Below are 23,693 nucleotides of genomic sequence, written 5' to 3' on the forward strand. Positions count from 1 at the left end.
TAGTAGAGTGGCGCGATGAGCAGAAATACCGAACATGACACGCGCGAACATTTACTGGCGACCGGCGAGCAGCTTTGTATGCATCGCGGGTTTACCGGTATGGGCCTGAGCGAATTACTGAAAACGGCAGAAGTGCCAAAAGGCTCTTTTTACCACTATTTTCGCTCCAAAGAGGCGTTCGGCGTGGCGTTGCTTGAGCGTCACTATGCCGCTTATCACCAGCGGCTGGCGACCCATTTCGCCAGCGGGCCAGGAAACTACCGCGACAGGCTGCTGGCGTATTATCAGGAAACGCTCCGGCAATTTAGCCAACAGGGAATTATTAGTGGTTGCCTGACGGTGAAGCTGTCGGCTGAAGTGTGCGATCTGTCGGAAGACATGCGTTCAACAATGGACAAAGGCGCGAGCAGCGTTATCGCCCTGCTCGCGGATACGCTGGAAAAAGGGCGTAACGATCGCAGCTTAACGTTTCAGGGCGAACCACTCACGCAGGCGCAAGTGTTGTACTCCCTGTGGTTAGGCGCCAATTTGCAGGCCAAAATTTCGCGAAGCGCCCTGCCGCTGGAAAGCGCGCTGGCGCATGCAAACAACATCATCGCAACGCCTGTCTGATAACAGGCATTTTTATTTCACTTTTTACTAGTCGACCGGTCTATTCAGGAGTTGTTATGTCCAGTAAATTATTTACGCCGCTGAAAGTGGGCGCGATTACCGTTCCAAACCGCGTTTTTATGGCGCCGTTGACGCGACTGCGCAGCATCGAACCGGGTGATATTCCTACGCCGTTGATGGCTGAATATTATCGTCAGCGCGCCAGCTCCGGCATGATTATCAGCGAAGCCACGCAAATCTCCGCCCAGGCGAAAGGCTATGCCGGCGCACCGGGTCTGCACAGCGCGGAACAAATCGCGGCGTGGCAGAAAATCACCGATGGCGTGCATCGCGAAAACGGTCGTATCGCCGTGCAACTGTGGCATACCGGTCGTATCTCTCATACCAGCGTACAACCGGGCGGCGCCGCGCCTGTTGCACCCTCGGCCATCAATGCCGGAACCCGTACTACACTGCGCGATGCCAATGGCAACGCCATTCGCGAGGATACCTCCACGCCGCGTGCGCTGGAAACCGACGAAATCCCGGGTATTGTGAACGATTTTCGCCAGGCGGTTGCCAACGCTCGTGCGGCCGGTTTTGACATGGTGGAGCTGCACTCGGCTCATGGCTATCTGCTGCACCAGTTCCTTTCACCATCAGCGAACCAGCGTACCGACCAGTACGGCGGCAGCGTGGAAAATCGCGCACGTCTGGTTCTCGAAGTGGTCGACGCGGTGAGCAAGGAGTGGGATGCAGAGCGTATTGGCATTCGCGTGTCCCCTATTGGCACTTTCCAGAACCTGGATAATGGCCCGAACGAGGAAGCCGATGCGCTCTATCTTATTGAGGAACTCGGTAAACGAGGAATCGCCTATCTGCATATGTCCGAGCCAGATTGGGCAGGCGGCGAGCCGTATACCGACGCGTTCCGTGAAAAAGTGCGCGCGCGCTTCCACGGCCCCATCATCGGGGCGGGTGCGTATACGCCAGAAAAAGCGGAAGAACTCATTGAGAAAGGCTTGATTGACGCCGTGGCTTTTGGTCGCGACTTCATCGCCAACCCGGATTTAGTAAAACGTCTGCAATTAAAAACGGAACTGAACCCGCAGCGCCCGGAAAGCTTCTATGGCGGCGGCGCGGAAGGTTACACCGACTACCCTTCTCTGTGATCCTCTGATTGTTCATTGATAGCGGCGGCTCTCCGCCGCTATACTTAAAACTGTGTTTCTATTCGGAACGTTAACACATTCATACAAGAGGACATTATGCGCTTACTTCACACCATGCTGCGCGTCGGCAATCTGCAACGCTCCATCGAATTTTATACTAACGTGCTGGGCATGAAGCTGCTGCGGACCAGTGAAAACCCGGAATATAAATATTCGCTGGCTTTCGTTGGCTACGGCCCGGAAAGCGAAGAAGCGGTGATTGAACTGACCTACAACTGGGGCGTGGAAAGCTACGATCTGGGTAATGCTTACGGTCATATCGCGCTGAGCGTGGAAAACGCGGCGCAAGCTTGCGAAGCTATCCGCAACAATGGCGGGAATGTGACACGTGAAGCGGGTCCGGTTAAAGGTGGAACCACGGTTATCGCCTTTGTTGAAGATCCGGATGGTTACAAAATCGAGCTGATCGAAGAGAAAGACGCCGGTAAAGGCCTGGGTAACTAATCCCCTCCGGGCGCGGTTTGCGCCCGCTGTTTTACATCCCTTCGTAAAATTTGCCATAATGCGCTGCCATTTTCCCGTATCAAGAGATCCTGATGTCCGATAACGCTCAACTGACTGGTCTGTGCGACCGTTTTCGCGGTTTTTATCCTGTGGTAATTGATGTTGAAACCGCCGGGTTTAACGCCAAAACCGACGCACTGCTGGAAGTCGCCGCCATTACGCTGAAAATGGATGAACAGGGCTGGCTCATGCCCGACAGCACGCTGCATTTCCACGTTGAGCCTTTCGAAGGCGCGAATCTGCAACCCGAAGCACTGGCCTTTAACGGCATTGATCCGAGCAACCCGCTGCGTGGCGCGGTAAGTGAGCATGACGCGCTGCACGCCATTTTTAAAATGGTGCGCAAAGGCATTAAAGATCAGGGTTGTAACCGCGCGATCATGGTGGCGCACAATGCGACATTCGATCACAGTTTTATGATGGCCGCTGCGGAGCGCGCTTCGCTGAAACGCAACCCGTTCCACCCGTTTGTCACTTTCGATACCGCGTCATTAAGCGGACTGGCGCTCGGGCAGACAGTGCTGTCAAAAGCGTGTGGCGCGGCGGGCATCGCGTTTGACGCCTCGCAGGCACACTCCGCGCTGTACGATACAGAGCAAACTGCCCTGCTGTTTTGCGAAATCGTCAACCGCTGGAAGCGTCTCGGTGGCTGGCCGCTGCCCATCGCGGACGAAAATCAGGCATAAAAAAAGCGACCGTCAGGTCGCTTTTTTGTTGGCAGAAATTACTCTGCGCCCGGCTCGTCTTTATGTTTTGCCGCTGCTTCTTTGATAAGCGTCTGCAATTCACCGCGCTGATACATTTCAATCACGATATCGCAGCCGCCAACCAGTTCGCCTTCAACCCACAGCTGCGGGAAGGTTGGCCAGTTAGCGTATTTCGGCAGTTCTGCGCGAATATCCGGGTTTTGCAGGATGTCTACATAGGCAAAACGTTCACCGCATGCAGAAAGCGCTTGCACCGCCTGGGCGGAGAAACCGCAGCTTGGCAGCTTCGGAGAGCCTTTCATATACAGCAGAATCGGGTTTTCAGCGATCTGGCGCTGGATTTTTTCAAGTGTTGTGCTCATTGTCTTGCTTCCTTCAACTTCTTCTACGGCAGATGTTCGCCATTGTAACGGTTCAATGGGACATCGGAAAATAACATTTTGTTCACCGTTCATGATTTTATCGTCTGTCGGCAAAAGTTGCCTTAAGAATATGACTTAACGCAACTCGCCATCCCGCTTGCTGCCTAACTCTTGCGCACATAGAAACGTTTTGCTGCTTTTTTTTGCGCTTGTTAACGAAACGAAGCTATAGATGCAAAAACAGTATTAACTTTTGGGGTTTTTATGGATTAGAATCGACGAGTTTTAAAAAACCATTTGCAGGCATATTAAATGCTTGCCCTAACAGGGGATTGCTCAGTGGCGCGGATACCAAAAGCTTCAATCACGCTCTGTGCTTTGTTGTTCACCACGATTTCTTTCACGCCATTAGCGAGTGCCTCAGAACAGGCGCGAGCATCGGCCGTGCAAAAATCGCATCTGGCGAAAGCATCCGAACGTAAGAAAAAAAATACATCCCAAAAGACATCAAAGAAAAACAGTCGCAGTCCGGCAGAAAAAACCACCAGCAAAAAAATAACGGAGAGCAAAAAAACTCCGGCAAACAAAAAAGTTACCACCAGTAAAAAAGCCAGCAAAATCACCTCGCGTCGTAATGCATCCAGCCCGTTAAAAACCACCGCTGTCACCTGGACTGAAAAATGTACGCCGCGCAAAGGCCACAAGCCGCATTGTGTGAAGGTCAAAAGCACTAACGCCATCGCCGATGTGCATAAAGTTCGCATTCAGAAAGCCCAAAAAACCGCCATGTCCAAGCTGATGAACCAGATTGGCAAGCCTTATCACTGGGGCGGCACCTCACCGAGCACCGGTTTCGATTGCAGCGGTCTGGTCTACTACGCGTATAAAGATCTGGTGAAATTCCGTATTCCGCGTACCGCCAATGAGATGTATCACCTGCGCGATGCATCGCCGGTGAATGTGGCGGAACTGGAGAGTGGCGATCTGGTGTTCTTCCGTACCCAGGGCCGTGGTACAGCCGATCACGTTGGCGTGTACGTCGGCAATGGTAAATTCATTCAGTCTCCGCGTAGCGGCCAGGATATTCAGGTCACATCACTGAGTGAAGATTACTGGCAGCGTCATTATGTTGGCGCGCGTCGCGTCGTAACGCCGAAAACCATTCGCTAATCCCTCACCTGCCGCACCTGCGGCAGGTAACTCCCTCTTTAGTCTGCCCTTTCGATTTGCTACCCTAATCCGCACATCCAGTAGGGCTATTGGATGTCATTAAAATAATGAAAGGAGAATAGCAATGTCGTTTGAATTACCTGCATTACCGTATGCAAAAGACGCCCTGGCGCCGCATATCTCAGCCGAAACGCTGGAATACCATTATGGTAAACATCATCAGACGTATGTCACCAACCTCAACAACCTGATCAAAGGCAGCGCTTTTGAAGGGAAAACTCTGGAAGAGATTGTGAAAAGCAGCGAAGGCGGCGTGTTCAACAATGCCGCCCAGGTCTGGAACCATACCTTCTACTGGCACTGCCTGGCTCCGAATGCCGGCGGTGAACCGACCGGTGAACTGGCGGCGGCTATCACCAAATCATTCGGTAGCTTTGCCGAATTCAAAGCGCAATTCACTGATGCGGCAGTAAAAAACTTCGGTTCAGGCTGGACGTGGCTGGTGAAAAAAGCGGATGGCGCATTGGCCATTGTTTCAACGTCTAATGCGGGCACTCCACTGACAAGCGATGCAACCCCGCTGTTAACCGTCGATGTGTGGGAACATGCGTATTACATTGATTACCGTAATGCGCGCCCGAACTACCTCGAACATTTCTGGGCGCTGGTAAACTGGTCATTCGTTGCCAAAAATTTAGCGGCATAAACGTGACATAAAACAAAGGAGGGGCCAGCCCCTCCTTTTTTGCATTCCTGCTATTTATTCTGCAGCGGCATAAGCACGTTCTGGCTGTGAGCGACCAGAGAACAGCACCACCAGCAGGCCCAGCCCGGCAATAATCGCCCCCATAACCGGGACGAAATCATAACCCAGCCCACCGGAAATCACTGCCCCACCGGCTGCCGCACCCAGCGCATTACCAAGGTTAAAGGCACCGATATTGACTGACGATGAAAGCCCAGGTGCTTCGTGCGCAACGCGCATGACACGCATCTGCAACGGTGGAACCACCGCAAACGTCGCCGCGCCCCATACCACCATGCTGATAGCCGCGCCCACTTCACTGCGCGCCAGGAACGGGATCGCCAGCATGATGGCAATCAGCAGAAGTAAAAAGCCTTTCAGCGTGCCGGTTACGGAACGATCCGCCAGTTTGCCGCCGAGATAGTTACCAATGGAGAAGCCAACGCCAATCAACACCAGCATCGCCGTGACAAAAACGGGAGTGGCATCGGTAATGGTATGCAGCACCGGCGCAATATAGGTATACAGCGTGAACATGGCACCCGCACCGAGCACGGTGGTCAGCAACGCGGATAACACCTGCGGGCGCACCAGCACCGACAGCTCTTTACGCACGTCCGGGCGCTCACCTGCGCCACCTTTCGGCAGTGAAAAGAACAGACTCGCCATGGCAATCACACCCAGCCCGGCGGTAGCCATGAACGACATACGCCAGCCAATGGTTTCACCCAGCCAGGTCGCGGCAGGTACACCGCCAATGTTAGCAATGGTCAACCCCATGAACATGGTCGCCACCGCGCTGGCCTGCTTCTCTTTCGCGACCACGCTTGCTGCCACCACCGAACCAAGACCAAAGAAAGCGCCATGGTTCAGGCTGGTGACGATACGCGCCAGCATTAATGTGGCGTAATCCGGCGCAATCGCCGACAGCACGTTACCGAGCGTAAAAATCGCCATCAAAAAGATCAGGGCGTTGCGTCTGCCGCGGTGAGACAGCAGCAACGTCATTAACGGCGCACCGACCATCACGCCGATCGCGTAGGCGCTAATCAGCATCCCCGCCGCCGGAATAGAAACGTCAACGCCGCGGGCAATAACCGGCAGTAATCCCATCGGGGAAAACTCGGTGGTACCAATGCCGAAGGCGCCAATCGCCAGGGCAAGCAAAGGGAAATTAATTTTCATCTGTCACTCCAAAATAGACATGCCGACTTGCGACCCTGTCGCTGAAGTCAAAAGTATGACAGCTATCACAAAAAACAGAAGTTAGCAGAATGACAAAAGATTATTGCAGAAGTGATAACAATAGCGGGGGAAGAAAACCGAGGGAGAAGAGGCTCTCCCTCGCGATAGATCAATGCAGTGCAGCAGTCAGACCGCCGAAAACAATCAGGCCCAGAACGATGACGGTAGTGATTAAAGAATACTTCAGATCGGTGCTCATCAATTTTCCCCTTTTTAATTTCCCCACAAAAAGTGAGATAACGCATTTTTGCACAAATTATCTTAAAAATCTTGCGGGAATTGGCAGGAGAAACGTTTTAATACTTCCCCTTTTGCTCAAGATCAGACAAAATTCGACGCTAAATTTATTAGCGTACCGGCCATTGACTCCCCTCCTGACGTCCAGTGTCGTTTTCCCGGCGTACCGCACCCCCTTTGATGGGTACAGGGTGATTAAAGGCAAACGTTTACCTTATGTATTATCAGGAGCTTATGATATGGTCTGGAGTGATATCTGATGGCAACGATTAAAGACGTAGCGAAACGAGCAAACGTTTCCACTACAACCGTATCACATGTAATTAACAAAACCCGTTTCGTCGCCGAAGAGACGCGCAATGCCGTGTGGGCGGCGATTAAAGAGTTGCACTATTCCCCCAGCGCCGTCGCCCGCAGCCTGAAAGTGAATCACACAAAATCAATCGGCTTGCTGGCCACCAGCAGTGAAGCGGCCTACTTTGCTGAAATTATTGAAGCCGTTGAGAAAAAGTGCTTCCAGAAGGGTTACACCCTGATCCTCGGTAATGCCTGGAATAGCCTGGAAAAACAGCGGGCTTATCTGTCGATGATGGCGCAAAAACGCGTCGATGGCTTGCTGGTAATGTGTTCCGAATACCCGGAATCGCTGTTAAGCATGCTCGAAGAGTACCGCCATATCCCGATGGTGGTGATGGACTGGGGCGAAGCGAAGGCCGACTTTACGGATTCCGTTATTGATAACGCCTTTGAAGGCGGTTATATGGCCGGGCGCTATCTTATTGACCGCGGACACCGCGATATTGGCGTGATCCCCGGTCCTCTGGAGCGTAACACTGGCGCTGGCCGTCTGGCTGGCTTTATGAAAGCGATGGAAGAAGCTCTTATTAGCGTGCCGGAAAGCTGGATCGTCCAGGGCGATTTCGAGCCGGAATCCGGCTATCGCGCGATGCAGCAAATCCTCGGTCAGGCGCATCGTCCTACCGCTGTCTTTTGCGGTGGTGACATTATGGCAATGGGCGCGCTGTGCGCTGCCGATGAGATGGGTTTACGCGTACCGCAGGATATTTCCCTGATTGGTTATGACAACGTGCGTAACTCACGCTTCTTCACCCCGGCGTTGACCACGATTCACCAGCCGAAAGACTCGCTGGGAGAAACGGCGTTTACCATGCTGCTTGATCGCATCGTCAACAAGCGCGAAGAGTCGCAGTCTATTGAAGTGCATCCGCGCCTGGTTGAGCGCCGTTCCGTGGCCGATGGTCCGTTCCGCGACTACCGCCGCTAATCGCTTATTACGGAGCCGTTAATTCGGCTCCCGTAACCATTCATTATTCAGCGTTTCACTATCTCCCAGGTATTCCAGCAGCCAGTTTAACGCCGGGGAAGCTTCATTTTGCTGCCACGTCAGGCAGCACGCCGCATCCGGGAAGGGGTTTTCCAGCGTCAGCGCGACCCAGTCACCGCTGTCGAGCCGAGGGCGGGCAAAGTGTGCCGGCACCATTCCCACGCATAACCCTGCCGATAAGCACGCCTCCGACGACGCCCAATCCGGGACGATCACGCGTTTCTGATTATCCAGCAGCCAGGTAATACGCTTCGGCAACGAGCGGGACGTATCTTCCTGGATAAGTGAAGGCCAGTTGCGTAAGGTGTCGTCGCTAAGCGGGCCCGCCAGTGACGCCAGCGGATGGCGACTGGAAACCACACATTTCCAGCTCAGCATCCCCATATCGCGAAACGCATAGCGCCCGCCGACGGGAATGGCCTGCGTTGCGCCGATCGCCAGTTCAACCCGCCCATCAGCAAGCGCATCCCAGACACCGTTAAATACTTCCTGGTAGACCTGTAACTCAACGTCGCTGAAATGGCGATAGAAATCGACGATCAATTGCCGGGTACGCTCAGGTTTGACGATGTTGTCGACCGCAATCGCCAGTTGTCCGCGCCAGCCGTTGGCGATTTGCTGACACTGCTGACGGGTGATCTGCATTTTTTTGATAACAGCACGCCCTTCTTTCAAAAACCAGACCCCGGCAGGCGTGAGCTCGACATCACGATGGCGGCGTTCAAACAGCGGAACAGCCAGCCACTCCTCAAGCTGTCGCACGGTATAGCTCACTGCAGAGGGCACACGGTGTAACTCCTGCGCTGCACCGCTAAAACTGCCATTGCGGGCGACAGCATCAACCACTTCCAGCGAATATTCTGACCACATAATCTGCCTGCAAAAATTTTGAAACCACTACGCAAATATTAGCGTTTCACAAGCCTTAATGCACTCCTTACACTCAACAGCCCTGATCACCTGCAATAAAGAGAAACCCACATGCAACCTGGCAATGGATTTTTAGTCTGGCTCGCGGGATTAAGCGTGCTCGGCTTTTTAGCCACTGATATGTACCTCCCCGCTTTCAGCGCAATACAGCAAGATTTACACACATCGTCTGCGGTGGTTAGCGCAACCTTAAGCCTGTTTCTGGCGGGCTTTGCCATTGCGCAACTGGTATGGGGGCCGCTATCGGATCGCTATGGCCGCAAGCCGGTTTTGCTGGCCGGGCTGGCGATTTTCGCGCTGGGCTGTTTGGGTACATTATGGGTACGCGATGCAACCCTGCTGCTGGTGCTGCGCTTTGTCCAGGCGGTTGGCGTCTGTGCCGCGACAGTAAGCTGGCAGGCGCTGGTGACGGATAACTATCCCGCGCATCGCGTCAATCGCATCTTCGCCACCATTATGCCGCTCGTTGGTTTAACACCCGCTCTGGCACCGCTGCTGGGAGCCTGGATCCTTGCGCATTTCAACTGGCAGGCCATTTTCGCCACCTTACTGGCGATCACAGTGATTCTGATGATCCCGGCATGGCGACTGAAAGCACCGGCGAATAAAATTGAGCACCACGAACAACCGCTGACCTTTATGGATCTGCTGCGCGCCAGGGATTACCGCGGGAATGTCATTATCTATGCCGCCTGCTCGGCCAGTTTCTTCGCCTGGCTGACCGGTTCGCCGTTTATTCTGCATGAAATGGGTTATGGCCCATCGGTGATTGGCCTCAGTTACGTGCCGCAAACCATCGCCTTTTTGGTCGGCGGTTACGGTTGCCGTGCCGCGCTGCAGAAATGGCAGGGTTCGCGTTTACTGCCGTGGCTGCTGGGGGCGTTCGCGTTAAGCGTCCTCGCCACCTGGGCCGTTGGTTTTATGCCGGACGTTTCGCTGACCGCGCTGCTCATCCCCTTCTGCTTTATGGCGATGGCCAACGGCGCGATTTACCCGATCGTGGTCGCGCAGGCGCTGCGTCCTTTCCCGCAAGCTACCGGCCGCGCCGCAGCTTTGCAGAATACGCTACAACTGGGTTTATGTTTCCTGGCAAGCCTGGTCGTCTCATGGCTCATCGCCACACCACTGCTTACGACAACCAGTGTCATGGTAGCAATGGTGCTGCTGGCCGCATTGGGCTATCGGCTTCAGCGCCGCGCAGCCGATGAACTGGCAGATAAAAAGGTGGTGGCTTCCTCGTCGCATTAATCGCATTGATAGTTGCGCAAGCGACTATCAATAACGCAGTGGTTAGCTTGCTACTGGCTTTTTATTGAATCACCCGATTTTGAAGCCTATACTCATTTTCGGCTGTTTAATAAATACGATAAATATTATGCATTAACGGGTACCGGATTGTACCCGTTTACCCATGGAAGGCCTTTCGGCAAGGGTCCTCTCCCTTCCTCTGTTCTACGTCGGATATCAGCCTCACGGTGAAAACCGTGAGATTTCTCACAAGCCCGAAAAAGCGTCTACGCTGTTTGAAGGTTCTGATCACTACCAGTGATGGAGAAGTTATGAGTTCATCGTGTATAGAAGAAGTTAGCGTACGGGATGACAATTGGTTCCGTATAGCAAACGAACTGCTGGGTCGCGCAGGTATCCGCGTCAACGGTCCCGCAGCGTCAGATATTCAGGTGAAAAATCCTGATTTTTTCAAACGCGTTTTACAGGAAGGCTCGCTCGGACTCGGCGAAAGTTATATGGACGGCTGGTGGGATTGCCCCCGCCTGGACATATTCTTTACCAAGGTGTTGCGCGCCGGGCTGGAAAACCAACTTCCGCATCATCTCAAAGACACACTCCGCATTGCCGGAGCAAGATTATTTAATCTGCAAAGCAAAAAAAGGGCCTGGATTGTGGGCAAAGAACATTACGATCTTGGTAATGATCTCTTTACCCGCATGCTGGATCCGCAGATGCAATACTCTTGCGCCTACTGGAAAGACGCTGAAACGCTGGATGACGCACAACGGGCAAAACTGCGGCTTATTGGTGAAAAGCTGCAGTTGAAACCCGGCATGCGCGTGCTGGATATTGGCTGTGGGTGGGGTGGCCTGGCGCAGTTTATGGCGCAACATTATGGCGTCAGTGTGGTTGGCGTGACGATTTCTGCAGAGCAGCAAAAACTGGCGCAGAAGCGTTGCGAAGGGCTGGATGTCGATATTCGCTTGCAGGATTATCGCGATCTCGACGAGCAATTTGACCGCATTGTTTCCGTTGGCATGTTTGAACATGTCGGGCCAAAAAACTACGCGACCTATTTCCGCGTCGTTGATCGTAACCTGAAACCCGATGGCATTTTTTTACTGCACACCATCGGCTCAAAACGAACCGATCACAATGTTGATCCGTGGATCAACCGCTACATCTTCCCGAATGGCTGTCTGCCTTCTGTGCGCCAGATTGCGGATGCCAGCGAATCACACTTTGTGATGGAAGACTGGCACAATTTCGGCGCGGATTATGACCGTACGTTGATGGCGTGGTATGAGCGTTTTCTTGACGCCTGGCCGGAAATTGCCGACAACTACTCGGAACGCTTTAAACGGATGTTCAGCTATTATCTCAATGCCTGCGCGGGAGCGTTTCGTGCGCGAGATATTCAGCTCTGGCAGGTGGTTTTCAGCCGGGGGATCGAACACGGGTTGCGCGTGGCGCGTTAACAAAATAAACCCCGGCATGCCGGGGTTTATTTTTACTCTTCACTGGCAGCGGCTACGATCGCCGCTTCTTTCGAAGCCAGCACGCGTTCCACGGTATCAACAACCGCCTGCGTTTGCGGGTCGATTTCGATATTCACGCGATGGCCCAGCTTTTTCGCGCCAAGCGTCGTGCGCTGCAGCGTTTCCGGAATCAGATGCACACAAAACCGGCTGCTGGTGACTTCGCCAACCGTCAGACTTATCCCGTCAATGCCGATAAATCCTTTGTACAGAATGTATTTCATCAGCGCAGGATCTTGCACCTTGAACCAGATCTGGCGGTTATTTTCCGAGGTCAGAATTTTGACAATTTCGGCGGTGGTCATGATATGACCCGACATTAAGTGACCGCCAATCTCATCACTGAATTTTGCGGCGCGCTCAACGTTTACCGTGTCGCCCACCTGCAGATCGCCGAGATTGGTGATACGCAGCGTCTCTTTCATCAGATCAAAGCTGATATGGCTGCCATTAATTGCCGTAACTGTCAGGCAGCAACCATTATTGGCAATGGAAGCGCCGGTCTCAATGCCATCCAGCATCGTCTCAGGCAACTCAACAACGTGAGTGCGGAAATTGGGTTTATCATCAATTGACACCAGTTTCGCCGTGCCTTGCACAATACCCGTAAACATACTTACCACTCCTGTTCCATTCATACGGTCATTACCGTGTTCTTTACGCACAATAACAGGTGAAATTTACCCTTGCCAGTTTCAATCGCCCTGCCCCCCTTTTTCCCGCCACTCTGGTGAGAAGATAAGCGTAGCGCCGCGTGCTAAAAGATAATTTTGCTTTATGACTGGCATGGCAAAAGCGCGCCATAGCAGGTAATATTTGTACACATGTCGCACCCATCGCTGTGCGGCATCCTTTTTAGCACAAGGAAAAACTCCTTCCTGATTAGTCGTTCCTTTCTTATTTATAACAACAAGATAAAAGGTGTTCGCGTGCAGAAGTATATAAGAGAAGCGGGTCAGTTACTGGCGCTCGCCGTGCCGGTTATTTTCGCGCAGGTCGCCCAGACAGCCATGGGCTTCGTCGATACGGTCATGGCCGGTGGCTACAGCGCCACGGATATGGCGGCGGTGGCAATCGGGACGTCAATCTGGTTTCCCGCCATTCTGTTTGGCCACGGCCTGCTGCTGGCAATGACGCCGGTGATTGCCCAGTTAAACGGTTCCGGACGTCGCGACAGAATCGCCCATCAGGTTGGCCAGGGGTTCTGGCTGGCGGGCTTGGTGGCGGTGTTGATCATGATTGTGCTGTGGAATGCCGGTCATATTATTTACGCCATGCATAACATCGACCCGCAACTGGCGGATAAAGCTGTGCGGTTTTTGCGTGCGCTGATGTGGGGCGCGCCAGGCTATCTCTTTTTCCAGGTGATGCGTAATCAGTGCGAAGGCCTCGCCCGCACGATCCCGGGTATGCTGATGGGGTTTGTCGGCCTGCTGGTGAATATCCCGGTGAACTACATCTTTATTTACGGTCATTTCGGTATGCCCGAACTCGGCGGCGTGGGCTGCGGTGTGGCGACAGCGTCCGTCTATTGGGTGATGTTTTTCTGCATGCGCCTGTACGTCAAACGCGCCCGCGCGATGCGTGATATTCAAGCCATGCAACGTTTTGCCAAACCGGACTTCGCGGTGTTAAAACGCCTGACCCAGCTCGGGCTTCCCATTGCGCTGGCACTCTTTTTCGAAGTGACGCTGTTTGCCGTGGTGGCGCTGCTCGTTTCGCCGTTGGGTATTGTCGATGTCGCCGGACATCAGATCGCGCTTAATTTCAGTTCGCTGATGTTCGTTCTGCCGATGTCACTGGCTGCCGCAGTGACAATTCGCGTCGGTTTTCGCCTTGGGCAAGGCTCAACGCTTGATGCAAAAACATCAGCGCACACGGGACTCATTGTCGGTATCTGCATGGCGGCATTAACAGCGATTTTTACCGCGTTAATGCGTGAACATATCGCGCTGATCTATAACGATAATCCAGAGGTCGTGACGCTGGCATCGCACTTGATGTTGCTGGCGGCGATTTACCAAATCTCCGACTCCATTCAGGTGATTGGCAGCGGTATCCTGCGTGGCTATAAAGATACGCGCTCGATCTTTTTTATCACCTTTATAGCTTACTGGGTGCTGGGTTTACCGGTGGGTTACACGCTGGCGTTAACCGATTTAGTGGTCGACAGAATGGGGCCAGCAGGCTTCTGGATGGGCTTTATTATTGGCCTGACGTCAGCGGCGATAATGATGATGCTGCGGATGCGTTTCCTGCAACGCCAGCCTTCTGCGCTGATTTTGCAGCGCGCCGCACGTTAAAACCGCAGTAGCCGCCCGCTGGCGGCTACTTTCACCGCGTTTTGGTTAGTTGTTCCGCAATCGAGTGAATTGCGTGAGAAATTTGCCATTTTCCACTTGCCACATCTCCGGCCTGCCGCTAATATTCGTCCCCGTTGTCAACCACAACACTGCGTTCATAGCTCAGTTGGTTAGAGCACCACCTTGACATGGTGGGGGTCGTTGGTTCGAGTCCAATTGAACGCACCATTCCTCTTCAGTGCGTCCGTAGCTCAGTTGGTTAGAGCACCACCTTGACATGGTGGGGGTCGATGGTTCGAGTCCATTCGGACGCACCATTCTTAGTTTTTCTCAGCATTTATTCCTCTTGTTTCATCTCATCATGAAAATCACCGTCACGCGTAAGCGCCCCTGATAAAGCGACCTTCCCCATATGCTGCAAATACCTGATAAAAAAAGCCGCACCCTGCGGCGCGGCTTTTCGTATTACAGCCTGGTTATCAGAAGCCGACTTTCAGCGTGATTTGACCACCGTAGCCGCCAGTGCCTGCGTCGTCGATGCTCCGGGTGTAACCCGCGCGCACGCCGAGGGTAACGTTATCGCGGATCTGGCCGTCGATGCCAACATCCAGCGACGCGGCGGTGCCGTCCTGATCCGGATTGAACGCGACCTCGCTGCCTGCTACGCCCGGCGCGCTGACGTTCAGCGTACCCTTCGAGTCGAAAGTCTGGATGAAGGACGGACGCACCCACCAGCTTACCGGTACCGGTTTGCCTGTCTCTTTCAGCGTCGCGTTGTTGCCCAGACGCAGACCGGCACGCACCTGCTGGCTGTGGCCGTCACCGAACTTCACGTCTGCGACGTCATCATTGCCATCTTTCAGGTTCACGCCGCGATACTGGTACTGCACCTGCGGTTCCAGCACCAGGCCGCCGCCGATCTCAAACGGCAGACCGGTTTCGAAGGAGCCAACGTAGCCCCAGCCATGGGTTTTCAGACCGTCGCCATCGCGCGGGTTGGTATCGAAGTTGTGGCGCGTCCCCTGGGCCACCACATCCATCCACCAGCCACTCTCATGCACGCCGTTGAGATAGAGACCACCGCTGTAAGCGTCGTCGCGTACCGTACCGGCTTTGGACTTGTTGTTGCGCTGCACGTCGACGGCAGAAAGCCCCGCCGCACCGTACACGCCAACAGTCCATTCCATGGTAGAGGCCGCTCCCTGCCACAGATCGCTACCGATCTGCAGGAAGGTATAGCCGCCTTTACTATCCGGCGTGTTGCCACTGCGCAGGTCGTTGCCGCCGTGATCGTGGCTCAGTTGACCGGCCTGGAAACGCGCCCACATGTTGCTACCGCTTTCGGCTGCGGTACGCGCCGCATAGCGACGGGCATCCAGCGAGCCGAGCAGCGCACTGTCGTAGTCCATTGCCTGCGCATAGACGGAGCTATAGAGATACGTCGCCGAACGGTAGTTTTGCGGGCCGTTCTCGTTGCCACCCGCTTCCGCAGTCGTCAGATACCAGCTCTCGTCGGCGCTGCCCTGTTGCAGGGTGTAGTTATACGCACCGGCCTGCAGGCTGCCGTTGAGGCTGAAAGCATCATCGGTCGTGGTCGCGCCGTTGATGGCATTCACCACCTGAATGCCGTTGCCGGTGGTACGTGCCCCCAGGCCACCCTGGCTACGAATGGCAATCTGCGTATTACCAGTGGCGGTGCCGCCGTCCAGCACTAGGCTGTCACTCACTGCGGTATTACCGGTAAACAGAGTGTTCAGGGTAATGGTGCCGCCATTGCCTACCAGGTTGGTAACGGTCAGGGTTTTCGGAACGAACGTCCCGGTCGGTGCCTGGTAATCGATCGAGCCGCCCAGCGTCAGGTTATTGAGCAGGGAGTCTGCGGTCATCAGCCAGCTTGAACCGGCATCGACGGTGAGATCGGTCGGGTCGATCATCCCGGTCAGCGTGGTACCGTTGGTCAGCTGCAGCGAGGTGCCGCGCTGAGCGATGATATCGGTCACGGCATCCAGCCCGCTGAATACCAGGGTACCGCTCTGCAGATAGGTACCGCCCGCCTGATTAAGCGCGCCGCTCAGGGTCAGCGTGTTATCACCTTCTTTATACAGCGTACCGCTACCATTGATGGCCGCGTTGACGGTGTTGGCACTGCTATCAGTGGTGATGCGCAGTTCGCCGCTGTTGTTAACATTACCGGCAAGCGTAGCACCATCGTTGACTTTAGTGACCCCAGTCAGCATACCGCCCTCGGCGACGCTCAGCGTACCGTTCTCGCTTACTACGGTGTTGTTGGCGCTGCCGTCAGCGGCAACCGACAGCAGACCGCCGCCTTCCAGTAGCACGCTTTCCGCAACCTTATTGGCAATAGAGAAGCTGCCAAGCGCGTTGGTGCCGTTGAGCGTGGTATCGGTGCCCGCCATCAACGCTGCGCCGCTATTGAGATTGATATTGGTGACCGTTGCACCATCTTCCAGCGCCAGCATGCCGCCGCGCTCAATAGCCGTCAGATCCGCCACGCCCCCGGCACGCACGAACTGGGCGCCGCCTTTGCTGACGGTAGTGGCAATCGCCGTGCCGCCAAAGGTGACACTCTGGGTACCGTTTTCGCTGACGGTGGACGAGGCGACAGTGCCGCCCTGATTAACCACCTGATCGCCAACCACCTTGTTGTCGATAACGATCGCCCCGTCATTGACGTTCTGGATCCCGCCCTCACGGATAATGGTGGAGATCACCGTCCCGCCGCTGTTGACGTTCTGGGTACCGCCACCGTTAATGGTGGTGCTGGTCGCGGTACCGCCGTTCAGCACGTTCTGGATCCCGCCAGCCTGGATGGTGGCAAAGACCGATGAACCCCCGCTATAGATATTCTGGATTCCGCGTTCGTAGATCGCCGTGCGCGTGGCGGTCCCGCCGCGGTAGACGTTCTGCACGGCATTCGCGGAAAGATCGGTATCCACCGCGCTGCCGCGCACGTTCTGCTGGCTGGAGTTGATCATCGAGGTGTTCACCGCCGTTGCGCCTGCGGCGATGTTTTGTACGGCGAAATCATCCATCAGGTTGTTTTCCGCGCGCCCACCGCTGTACACATTCTGGATGCTGTTGCGGTTACGGGTATCGGTCACCACTGCGCCGTCGTAAATACCCTGTATCGCCCCGTCGCTCAGCACGGTAGAAGTGGCTGAACCCCCGCTAAAAATACGTTGTTCCGCACGGGTGATTTCCGATCCGGTGGTAGTGCCGAAGACTTCCTGAATGCCGCCATCAATCACCACAGAGACTTCAGCATTGGCATTTTTGTTGATGACCTGACGTCCGCCGTTTTTCACAATGCTGACAATCGAGGTACCGTCAACCACCTGCAGGCCGCCATCGACAAAAGTAAAATCGGTGACGCCACCGGCGGCAACGTTTTGTCTGCCACCAGTAAAGATGGTGCCGCCGTAGGTGTAACCGCCCGCGTTAACGTTCTGCACGCCCCCCTTCTCGACGCGTGTTTCGAAGGCCTGCCCGCCGCTGCCGATATTCTGCGTACCGCCGAGCAGTCGCGCGGCGAAAGATTTCGCGCCGTTGTTGACGTACTGCGCACCGCCGTTCAAGACGGTGGAGATTGCCACCGCAGCGTTACTCAGGATCTGCGTCCCGCCGGCGTTAATGACGCTCTGGCGTGCCCAGCCATACGGATCCACGATCTGCGCACCGCCGTTATTAATCACCGCGTCGAACGACTGGCCGTGCACGCGCTGCACGCCACCGCTGTTAATCAGCGTGCCGCTGGCCTGGCCGCTCTTGGTTACCAGTTGCACCCCGCCGTCGCTGATGCTGGTGCCGGAAGCCGAACCTTCTACCAGTTGGGTACCACCGCCGAACACCGTACCATCAGACGCCGCACCGCCAGCGGAAATGTGTTGCACCCCGCCGTTATTCACGATCGAACCGGCAGCCAAGCCGCCATAATTGACGATTTGCTGACCGCCGTTATTGATCACGGACGAGATAGCCGTACCATCTACGCTCTGTACGCCACCGCTGTTGATATGGGTGTCGGTGGTTTTACCACTCCCTGCCACCAGTTGCGTACCGCCATCGTTCACGCTGGCACCGGAGGCAGTACCTTCCACCAGCTGTTTGCCGCCGCCGAAGATGGTGCCGTCAGACGCCGCGCCGCCGAGATTGATGTGCTGCAGGCCGCCGCTGTTCACCGTGGTGCCTGCCGCCAGACCACCTTTATTCACTAGCTGGATGCCGCCGTTACGCACCACGGCCGAGGTCGCGTTGCCATCAACGCTCTGTACACCGCCGCTATTGATGAGGGTGCCGGTCGCTTTGCCGGTGGTTGTGACAATTTGATAAGCGCCATCGTTGATACTGGTGCCGGACGCCGTGCCCGCCACCACTTGTTTACCGCCGCCGAAAATGGTGCCATCAGATGCAGCGCCACCAAGGTTGATGTGCTGCAGACCGCCGCTGTGAACGGCGGTGCCTGCCGCCAGGCCACCGTTATTCACCAACTGGATACCGCCATTGCGTACCACGGATGAGGTGGCGCTGCCGTCCACACTCTGCACACCGCCGCTGTTGATTTGGGTACTGGAGGTGTTGCCGGTAGCCTGCACGATTTGCAGACCGCCATCGCTGATGCTGGTCCCGGACGCGGTCCCTGCCACCAGCTGTTTACCCCCGCCAAAGATGGTGCCATCAGACGCCGCGCCACCAAGGTTAATGTGCTGCAGACCGCCGCTATTGACGATAGAGCCAGCGGCCAGCCCACCGCTGTTCACCAGCTGTACGCCACCGTTATTCACCACGGCGGAGGTCGCCGAGCCGTCAACGCGCTGCAGGCCGCCGCTGTTGATAAGCGCTCCCGTGGCAATGCCGCCGACCTGGACGTGCTGAATGCCGCCGTCGCCAATAACGGTATCGCCTGCCATACCCGCGACCTGCTGCGTTCCGCCCAGCAGCGTCGTTTTTGAGGCCGCGCCGCCGGCACGCACAATCTGCACGCCATCTTTATCGACGCGAGTATCGTTCGCATGACCGCCGCTGCGGATCAGCTGTTTACCGCCGGTGTAGACGATCGTGCCGTTAGCCGTGCCGTCAACATCCTGGAAACCGCCGTCATAGATTTTGCTGTCGATGGTTTTGCCGGTAACGTGAACCTGCTGCACGCCGCCTGAATCCACACGGGTATTGGATGCCGTACCTTCGACAATCTGAGTACCGCCAAACAACAGCGCATCCGAGGCAGCGCCGCCTTCGTTAATGTGCTGCAGCCCCCCAGAATTAACCAGCGAGTCCGTAGCAAGCGCACCGGAGTGGATCAACTGCACCCCGCTATCGTTGACCACGGCGGCGATCGCTGTGCCGTCCACCGCCTGAGTGCCACCGCTGTTGATGATGGTGTCGGTGGCTTTACCGGTGACCTGCACAAGCTGGTAAGCGCCGTTATTGATACTGGTGCCAGAGGCCGTACCGGCAACAACTTGCTTACCGCCGCCAAACACCGTGGTGTCGGATGCAGCGCCACCTTCATTGATGTGCTGCAGGCCGCCACTGTTAACCGTCGCGTTGTCCGCCAGGCCGCCGCGGTTCACCAGCTGGGCTCCGCCGTCATTGATAACCGATGAGGTAGCCGTGCCGTCCACACGTTGCAGGCCGCCTTCATTGATCAGCGATCCACTGGCGCTGCCACCTACCTGAACGTGCTGTACGCCGCCGGCACCGATAATGGTATCTGCCGCCACGCCCGCCAGTTGCTGAATACCGCCCAACAGTGTCGTGAAGGCAGTTGAGCCACCTGAGAGCACATTCTGAATACCGCCGCTGTTGATCACCGCGCTGGTAGCGGCTCCACCGCTGCGCACTTTCTGCAGACCGCCGTCGTTCACTTCTGCGGAGAACGAGACGCCGTCCACATCCTGTTCACCGCCGGCGTTAACCACCGCATCACTGCTCGTGCCGCTGGCGTGGATCTGCTGCAATCCGCCATTATTAATAATGGTGCCGGAGGTGGTGCCTTCCACCAGTTGAGTGCCGCCGAGCAGAATGGCATCGGATGCTGCACCGCCCTGGCTGATATGCTGCAGACCGCCGGTATTCACTACGCCGCCTGTCGCCAGCCCCCCACGGTTAACCTGCTGCGTACCGCCAGCATTAACAACCGAGGAGATGGCCTGGCCGTCTACGGTCTGCGTACCGCGATTGTTGATGATGGTACCGGTAGATTTGCCGGTTTCCTGTACCAGTTGCGCACCGCCGTCGTTGACGCTGGTGCCGGATGCAGTCCCCGCCAGTACCTGGGTGCCGCCGCCAAACACCACGCCGTCGGAAGCTGCTCCGCCCTGATTGATATGCTGAACCCCGCCGCTGTTCACGATGGTGCCCGCCGCCAGCGCGCCACTATGCACCAGTTGGGTACCGCCGCCGTTAACAACGGCGGAGATAGCGGTGCCGTCTACCGTCTGCGTGCCACGGTTGTTGATGATGGTACCGGTAGCTTTGCCGGTTTGCTGAACCAGTTGCGCGCCACCGTCGTTAAGGTGCGCACCGGATACCGTACCGGCCACGAATTGATTACCGCCGCCAAAAATAGCGGTGTCGGCAGCGGAACCACCGACGTTAACGTGCTGGACACCCCCGCTGTTTACCGTCGCGTCCTGAGAGAAACCACCGCCGTTGATGAGCTGGATGCCGCCTGTGTTAATAACGCCCTGGACTGAACTGCCGTTGACGGCTTGCACGCCGCCAGAGTTAATAATCGTCTGGCTTGCCAGTCCGCTTTCCAGCACCGTCTGCTCACCGCCAGCACCGACAATGGTGTTATTAGCCCTGCCGGCGACCGCCTGCTTGCCGCCGCTGTTAAGCTGCGTGCCTGTTGCCGTCCCGTCCACTTCAACAATCTGTGTCCCGTCAGTGACAACGGTGCCGGTCGTCTGACCGTTCTGGCGCACAATCTGCGAACCACCGTCCTGAACACGGGTATCCACAGTCTGGCCGCCCGCCACTATCTGGGTGCCACGGCTGGTGATGGTATGGTTGGTGGTTAACCCGCCAGGATGCACATTCTGCACGCCCTCCTGCACCACCTCATCGCGCGTCGAACCGGTGACGTCAAGGGTGAACGCCATCACCCCGCTGCTTGCGAACAGGCCGCCCACCGCCGCCGAGATCAATACCGCGCCGCCAGCGCGCTTGCCTTTCGCTCGGGTCAGTTCTGAAACCACCACAAACGCCCGCTGAACGTCATTCCACACCAGCCGGTAACTGCAGTTAAGACTTTTTTTCATTTCTATGTCCTCGAAACCCGTCTCTCATCCGTCAGGCGGCATGTTGATCGGGGTCTGCCAATGCTGTTGTTTTGATGCCAAAGGGATTGCTTCGCAGGGCAATCAGCCGACGAAGATGGCCGATAACCTGCTTGCCAGTGATAAAACGGGTGCATTCGTACTGCCGGTCCGTGCCTTTGTGGCGCGGACACCAGAAATAGTCCTGATGATCAAAATTGAACCGCACGTCATCCCAGCAGCCGTTGCAGACATGGGTATTGATGACGCGCCAGGGGGTATGAAATTCGCTGTTCGGCAGGCTGAATCCGCTGATCAGCACCACCGGGATCCGACAGCCCCAGGCAAGCCAGGAGAGACCGCTGCCGAGGCCGATAAAAAATTCGGCGTGCTCCAGCAGCGCCACACGTTCAGCAAGGGGCAGATTGCCGGTGAAATCTTCCGCGCCGTGGGGGATTTTGTTCCAGATGTAACCGCGACCTACCACGCGCTCTTTGTCGATACACAGCACGCGGTAGCCCTGCTCTTTCAGATAATCGATGACTTCATGCCAGCCGTTGCCGTTGTTCCAGAATTTGGCCTGGCTGGTGGACTGGGTCGCGATGCAGACATAGGGTTCAGCGATACGACGCGCGCTGCGCTGGCGCAGATCCGGAACGATTTCCTTGGGATCGACACCGAGAATATGCCCGGCGGTGCGGTGCAGACCCACGGCGCGAAAATCGAATGGCTGCTTGTCGAGATCGCCATGAAAAAACAGCCCGACGCGCCAGCTGGCATAAGGCGGCTCGCTCATGCCCGGCCCAGCCTGCCACTCTTCAGGAGTAGCGCAATGGAGCTGCGGATAGACCGGTTTGAAGAGATCGACGATCGGCTGTGCCATGGTGCAATAAACGTTGCACTGGTACGTCTGCCGAAAGCGTTCAGCGTAAGGTACCCAGCCAATGAGGTCGCCCAGCGTACCACCGGGAAATGAAACCAGTACCGTTTGGCCGCGCATATCCAGAACGTGATCCAGCACGGGCTCCGGCTGGGCGCCGTCCCAGACCCGCAGACGAAACGGCACATAATATTTTTTTGTGCTGATCACCCAGCCCTGCGCGACATCGTCGGCAAAGAGGATATTTCCCGTTTCGTCATCGCTTATTTCGACCCGCCAGTTACCGGCTGGCAACAATAACCGGGCACCGTCATTAAAATCATACAGGATACCCATCGGTCCCTGCTGAGTCGGAATTTCTGGCGGCGGAATAAAAGCATATCCCTGCCCAACAACGGCGGAAGTCGTCATCACCCAACCTTCATCATGAGTAAACGCGTTAAATAAGGCTGGCAATAAATAATAATCAGGCACCAGCCGACCTCCGGCGTTAATAATCCGGAACGAAATTTTTTATGAATTTTTCGAGTCTCATCAAGAGTCGATTAAGAGTAGTAACAAGACGTTTTATTGCAAATTCTTTCTAAAAGTTAAGTTCCAGAAATATCAACCAGTTAGTTTTTGCCCTCTTTCGCACCTTATTTATAATAAACATTAGAAACAATCACTTAACTGCAAACGGAAGTAGCTAATTTAGGATTATCCTTAAAGCAAATTTCATGCAAAAACGTGATATTAATTCAGAAATATAAAATATATTTCCACGCATCCAGGGAGTCTTTCCCAGATATATCCGCCTCACTGAGATGACAGAGAGAAGTAAAAAAAAGTCGTCCCGACAATTATTAAAAAGCAAACTGGCGCACACTTTTTATTTAATTAAGGGCTACGCCCTTTTACGCAGCGAAATAAACAGAACAATCTTATTGTTTATTTTTATGATTCATCAAGTGAGAAGATAAATAAGCGTAGCCGTAGCAGCGTAATAACGTTGCCGCAAAGGAGATTTCGCTCACATCGCCACGATGGCCAGGCCACAGGCTGACCCGTCTGCGCAACGGTTGCGCAATTATGTGATAACGGTTACACAACAAATCGATAATGACGATAAATTCGTATTTTGAAACAGCGTTTTTAATTCCTTTCTGCCAATGTCGACGCTATAATGCCGCCATCCTAATTTGAATGGATTCAGCTGATTGAACTGTAAAACAAATTACTCATATCAATTTTTCCCCGATCTGGCTGAATCTCAGGCACACATTCTTCTGCACGCTTTTTTGATGTCACCTATCCTTAGACTGTGGCATCGCTCTTTTCGCAACACAGGTTTGACTCCGAAGCCGTGCGCTAACCGGAGCGTAAATTCCCAATCCTTCTCAACTCAAACTTAA

General features: G+C 55.1%; 18 protein-coding genes and 2 tRNA genes. 13 read left to right on the forward strand and 7 right to left on the reverse strand.

What is annotated here, in order from left to right; translation table 11 throughout:
* The first annotated feature begins 15 nt into the window (after positions 1 to 15).
* The 4 genes from BN2591_RS04450 (at position 16) to rnt (ending at position 3,013) form a co-directional block, all read left to right on the forward strand.
* Complete coding sequence (locus tag BN2591_RS04450; RefSeq protein WP_086869382.1) at positions 16 to 612, forward strand: TetR/AcrR family transcriptional regulator; 597 nt, start codon at positions 16 to 18, stop codon at positions 610 to 612.
* A 56-nt stretch (positions 613 to 668) separates the two neighbouring features.
* On the forward strand, positions 669 to 1,763 hold the full coding sequence (gene nemA / locus BN2591_RS04455; protein WP_086869384.1) for an alkene reductase: 1,095 nt from the start codon (positions 669 to 671) through the stop codon (positions 1,761 to 1,763).
* A 96-nt stretch (positions 1,764 to 1,859) separates the two neighbouring features.
* Positions 1,860 to 2,267 carry a lactoylglutathione lyase gene (gene gloA / locus BN2591_RS04460; protein ID WP_016496293.1) on the forward strand — a complete coding sequence of 136 codons (408 nt, stop codon included), beginning with the start codon at positions 1,860 to 1,862 and terminating at the stop codon, positions 2,265 to 2,267.
* Between the two features lie 92 nt (positions 2,268 to 2,359).
* Positions 2,360 to 3,013 carry a ribonuclease T gene (rnt, locus tag BN2591_RS04465; RefSeq protein ID WP_086869385.1) on the forward strand — a complete coding sequence of 218 codons (654 nt, stop codon included), beginning with the start codon at positions 2,360 to 2,362 and terminating at the stop codon, positions 3,011 to 3,013.
* A 38-nt stretch (positions 3,014 to 3,051) separates the two neighbouring features.
* On the opposite strand, the gene BN2591_RS04470 is transcribed toward rnt, so the two are convergent.
* Entirely contained in the window at positions 3,052 to 3,396 is a 345-nt protein-coding gene (locus BN2591_RS04470) for a Grx4 family monothiol glutaredoxin (RefSeq protein WP_065368638.1), read from the reverse strand.
* Between the two features lie 339 nt (positions 3,397 to 3,735).
* Between BN2591_RS04470 and BN2591_RS04475 the strand changes: the two genes are divergently transcribed.
* Both BN2591_RS04475 and sodB read left to right on the forward strand, forming a co-directional pair.
* The gene (locus BN2591_RS04475) at positions 3,736 to 4,566 is read left to right on the forward strand and encodes a C40 family peptidase (protein WP_086869387.1); all 831 of its coding nucleotides are present in this window, start codon (positions 3,736 to 3,738) and stop codon (positions 4,564 to 4,566) included.
* A 124-nt stretch (positions 4,567 to 4,690) separates the two neighbouring features.
* Positions 4,691 to 5,272: a superoxide dismutase [Fe] gene (gene sodB, locus BN2591_RS04480; protein WP_086869388.1), complete on the forward strand. Its 582-nt coding sequence runs from the start codon at positions 4,691 to 4,693 to the stop codon at positions 5,270 to 5,272.
* A 54-nt stretch (positions 5,273 to 5,326) separates the two neighbouring features.
* On the opposite strand, the gene BN2591_RS04485 is transcribed toward sodB, so the two are convergent.
* Together BN2591_RS04485 and cydH are read right to left on the reverse strand one after the other, a co-directional pair.
* Entirely contained in the window at positions 5,327 to 6,496 is a 1,170-nt protein-coding gene (locus BN2591_RS04485) for an MFS transporter (RefSeq protein ID WP_086869390.1), read from the reverse strand.
* 169 nt (positions 6,497 to 6,665) lie between these two features.
* Positions 6,666 to 6,755 (reverse strand): cytochrome bd-I oxidase subunit CydH, encoded by a 90-nt coding sequence (gene cydH, locus BN2591_RS04490; protein ID WP_086869391.1) that lies wholly within the window; start codon positions 6,753 to 6,755, stop codon positions 6,666 to 6,668.
* A gap of 297 nt (positions 6,756 to 7,052) precedes the next feature.
* On the opposite strand from cydH, the gene purR reads away from it, so the two are divergent.
* Positions 7,053 to 8,078 (forward strand): HTH-type transcriptional repressor PurR, encoded by a 1,026-nt coding sequence (gene purR, locus BN2591_RS04495; protein ID WP_086869393.1) that lies wholly within the window; start codon positions 7,053 to 7,055, stop codon positions 8,076 to 8,078.
* 18 nt (positions 8,079 to 8,096) lie between these two features.
* Here the strand turns inward: purR and punR are convergent, their stop codons facing one another.
* Positions 8,097 to 9,008 (reverse strand): DNA-binding transcriptional activator PunR, encoded by a 912-nt coding sequence (gene punR, locus BN2591_RS04500; protein WP_086869394.1) that lies wholly within the window; start codon positions 9,006 to 9,008, stop codon positions 8,097 to 8,099.
* A 111-nt stretch (positions 9,009 to 9,119) separates the two neighbouring features.
* Here punR and punC point away from each other — a divergent pair, with 111 nt between their 5' ends.
* Positions 9,120 to 10,316 carry a purine nucleoside transporter PunC gene (gene punC / locus BN2591_RS04505; protein ID WP_086869395.1) on the forward strand — a complete coding sequence of 399 codons (1,197 nt, stop codon included), beginning with the start codon at positions 9,120 to 9,122 and terminating at the stop codon, positions 10,314 to 10,316.
* 311 nt (positions 10,317 to 10,627) lie between these two features.
* Complete coding sequence (gene cfa / locus BN2591_RS04510; protein WP_086869397.1) at positions 10,628 to 11,776, forward strand: cyclopropane fatty acyl phospholipid synthase; 1,149 nt, start codon at positions 10,628 to 10,630, stop codon at positions 11,774 to 11,776.
* A gap of 32 nt (positions 11,777 to 11,808) precedes the next feature.
* Here the strand turns inward: cfa and BN2591_RS04515 are convergent, their stop codons facing one another.
* A complete protein-coding gene (locus tag BN2591_RS04515) occupies positions 11,809 to 12,450 on the reverse strand; it encodes a riboflavin synthase subunit alpha (RefSeq protein WP_086869398.1) in 642 nt (213 codons plus the stop codon).
* A gap of 315 nt (positions 12,451 to 12,765) precedes the next feature.
* Between BN2591_RS04515 and mdtK the strand changes: the two genes are divergently transcribed.
* From mdtK to BN2591_RS04530, 3 genes are all read left to right on the forward strand, one after another.
* On the forward strand, positions 12,766 to 14,139 hold the full coding sequence (mdtK, locus tag BN2591_RS04520; RefSeq protein WP_086869944.1) for an MdtK family multidrug efflux MATE transporter: 1,374 nt from the start codon (positions 12,766 to 12,768) through the stop codon (positions 14,137 to 14,139).
* Positions 14,140 to 14,290: 151 nt separating this feature from the next.
* Positions 14,291 to 14,367: transfer RNA gene (locus BN2591_RS04525), tRNA-Val, on the forward strand.
* A gap of 12 nt (positions 14,368 to 14,379) precedes the next feature.
* Positions 14,380 to 14,456: transfer RNA gene (locus BN2591_RS04530), tRNA-Val, on the forward strand.
* 162 nt (positions 14,457 to 14,618) lie between these two features.
* Here the strand turns inward: BN2591_RS04530 and BN2591_RS04535 are convergent.
* On the reverse strand, positions 14,619 to 21,422 hold the full coding sequence (locus tag BN2591_RS04535; protein ID WP_086869400.1) for an AIDA repeat-containing protein: 6,804 nt from the start codon (positions 21,420 to 21,422) through the stop codon (positions 14,619 to 14,621).
* Positions 21,423 to 21,453: 31 nt separating this feature from the next.
* Complete coding sequence (locus BN2591_RS04540; protein ID WP_086869946.1) at positions 21,454 to 22,710, reverse strand: autotransporter strand-loop-strand O-heptosyltransferase; 1,257 nt, start codon at positions 22,708 to 22,710, stop codon at positions 21,454 to 21,456.
* 788 nt (positions 22,711 to 23,498) lie between these two features.
* Here BN2591_RS04540 and ynhH point away from each other — a divergent pair.
* Positions 23,499 to 23,693, forward strand: coding sequence for a protein YnhH (ynhH, locus tag BN2591_RS24965; RefSeq protein WP_425268942.1), 195 nt, complete (start codon positions 23,499 to 23,501; stop codon positions 23,691 to 23,693).

The organism is Kosakonia pseudosacchari, assembly GCF_900184035.1.
In the GTDB taxonomy this organism is placed as follows: domain Bacteria; phylum Pseudomonadota; class Gammaproteobacteria; order Enterobacterales; family Enterobacteriaceae; genus Kosakonia; species Kosakonia pseudosacchari.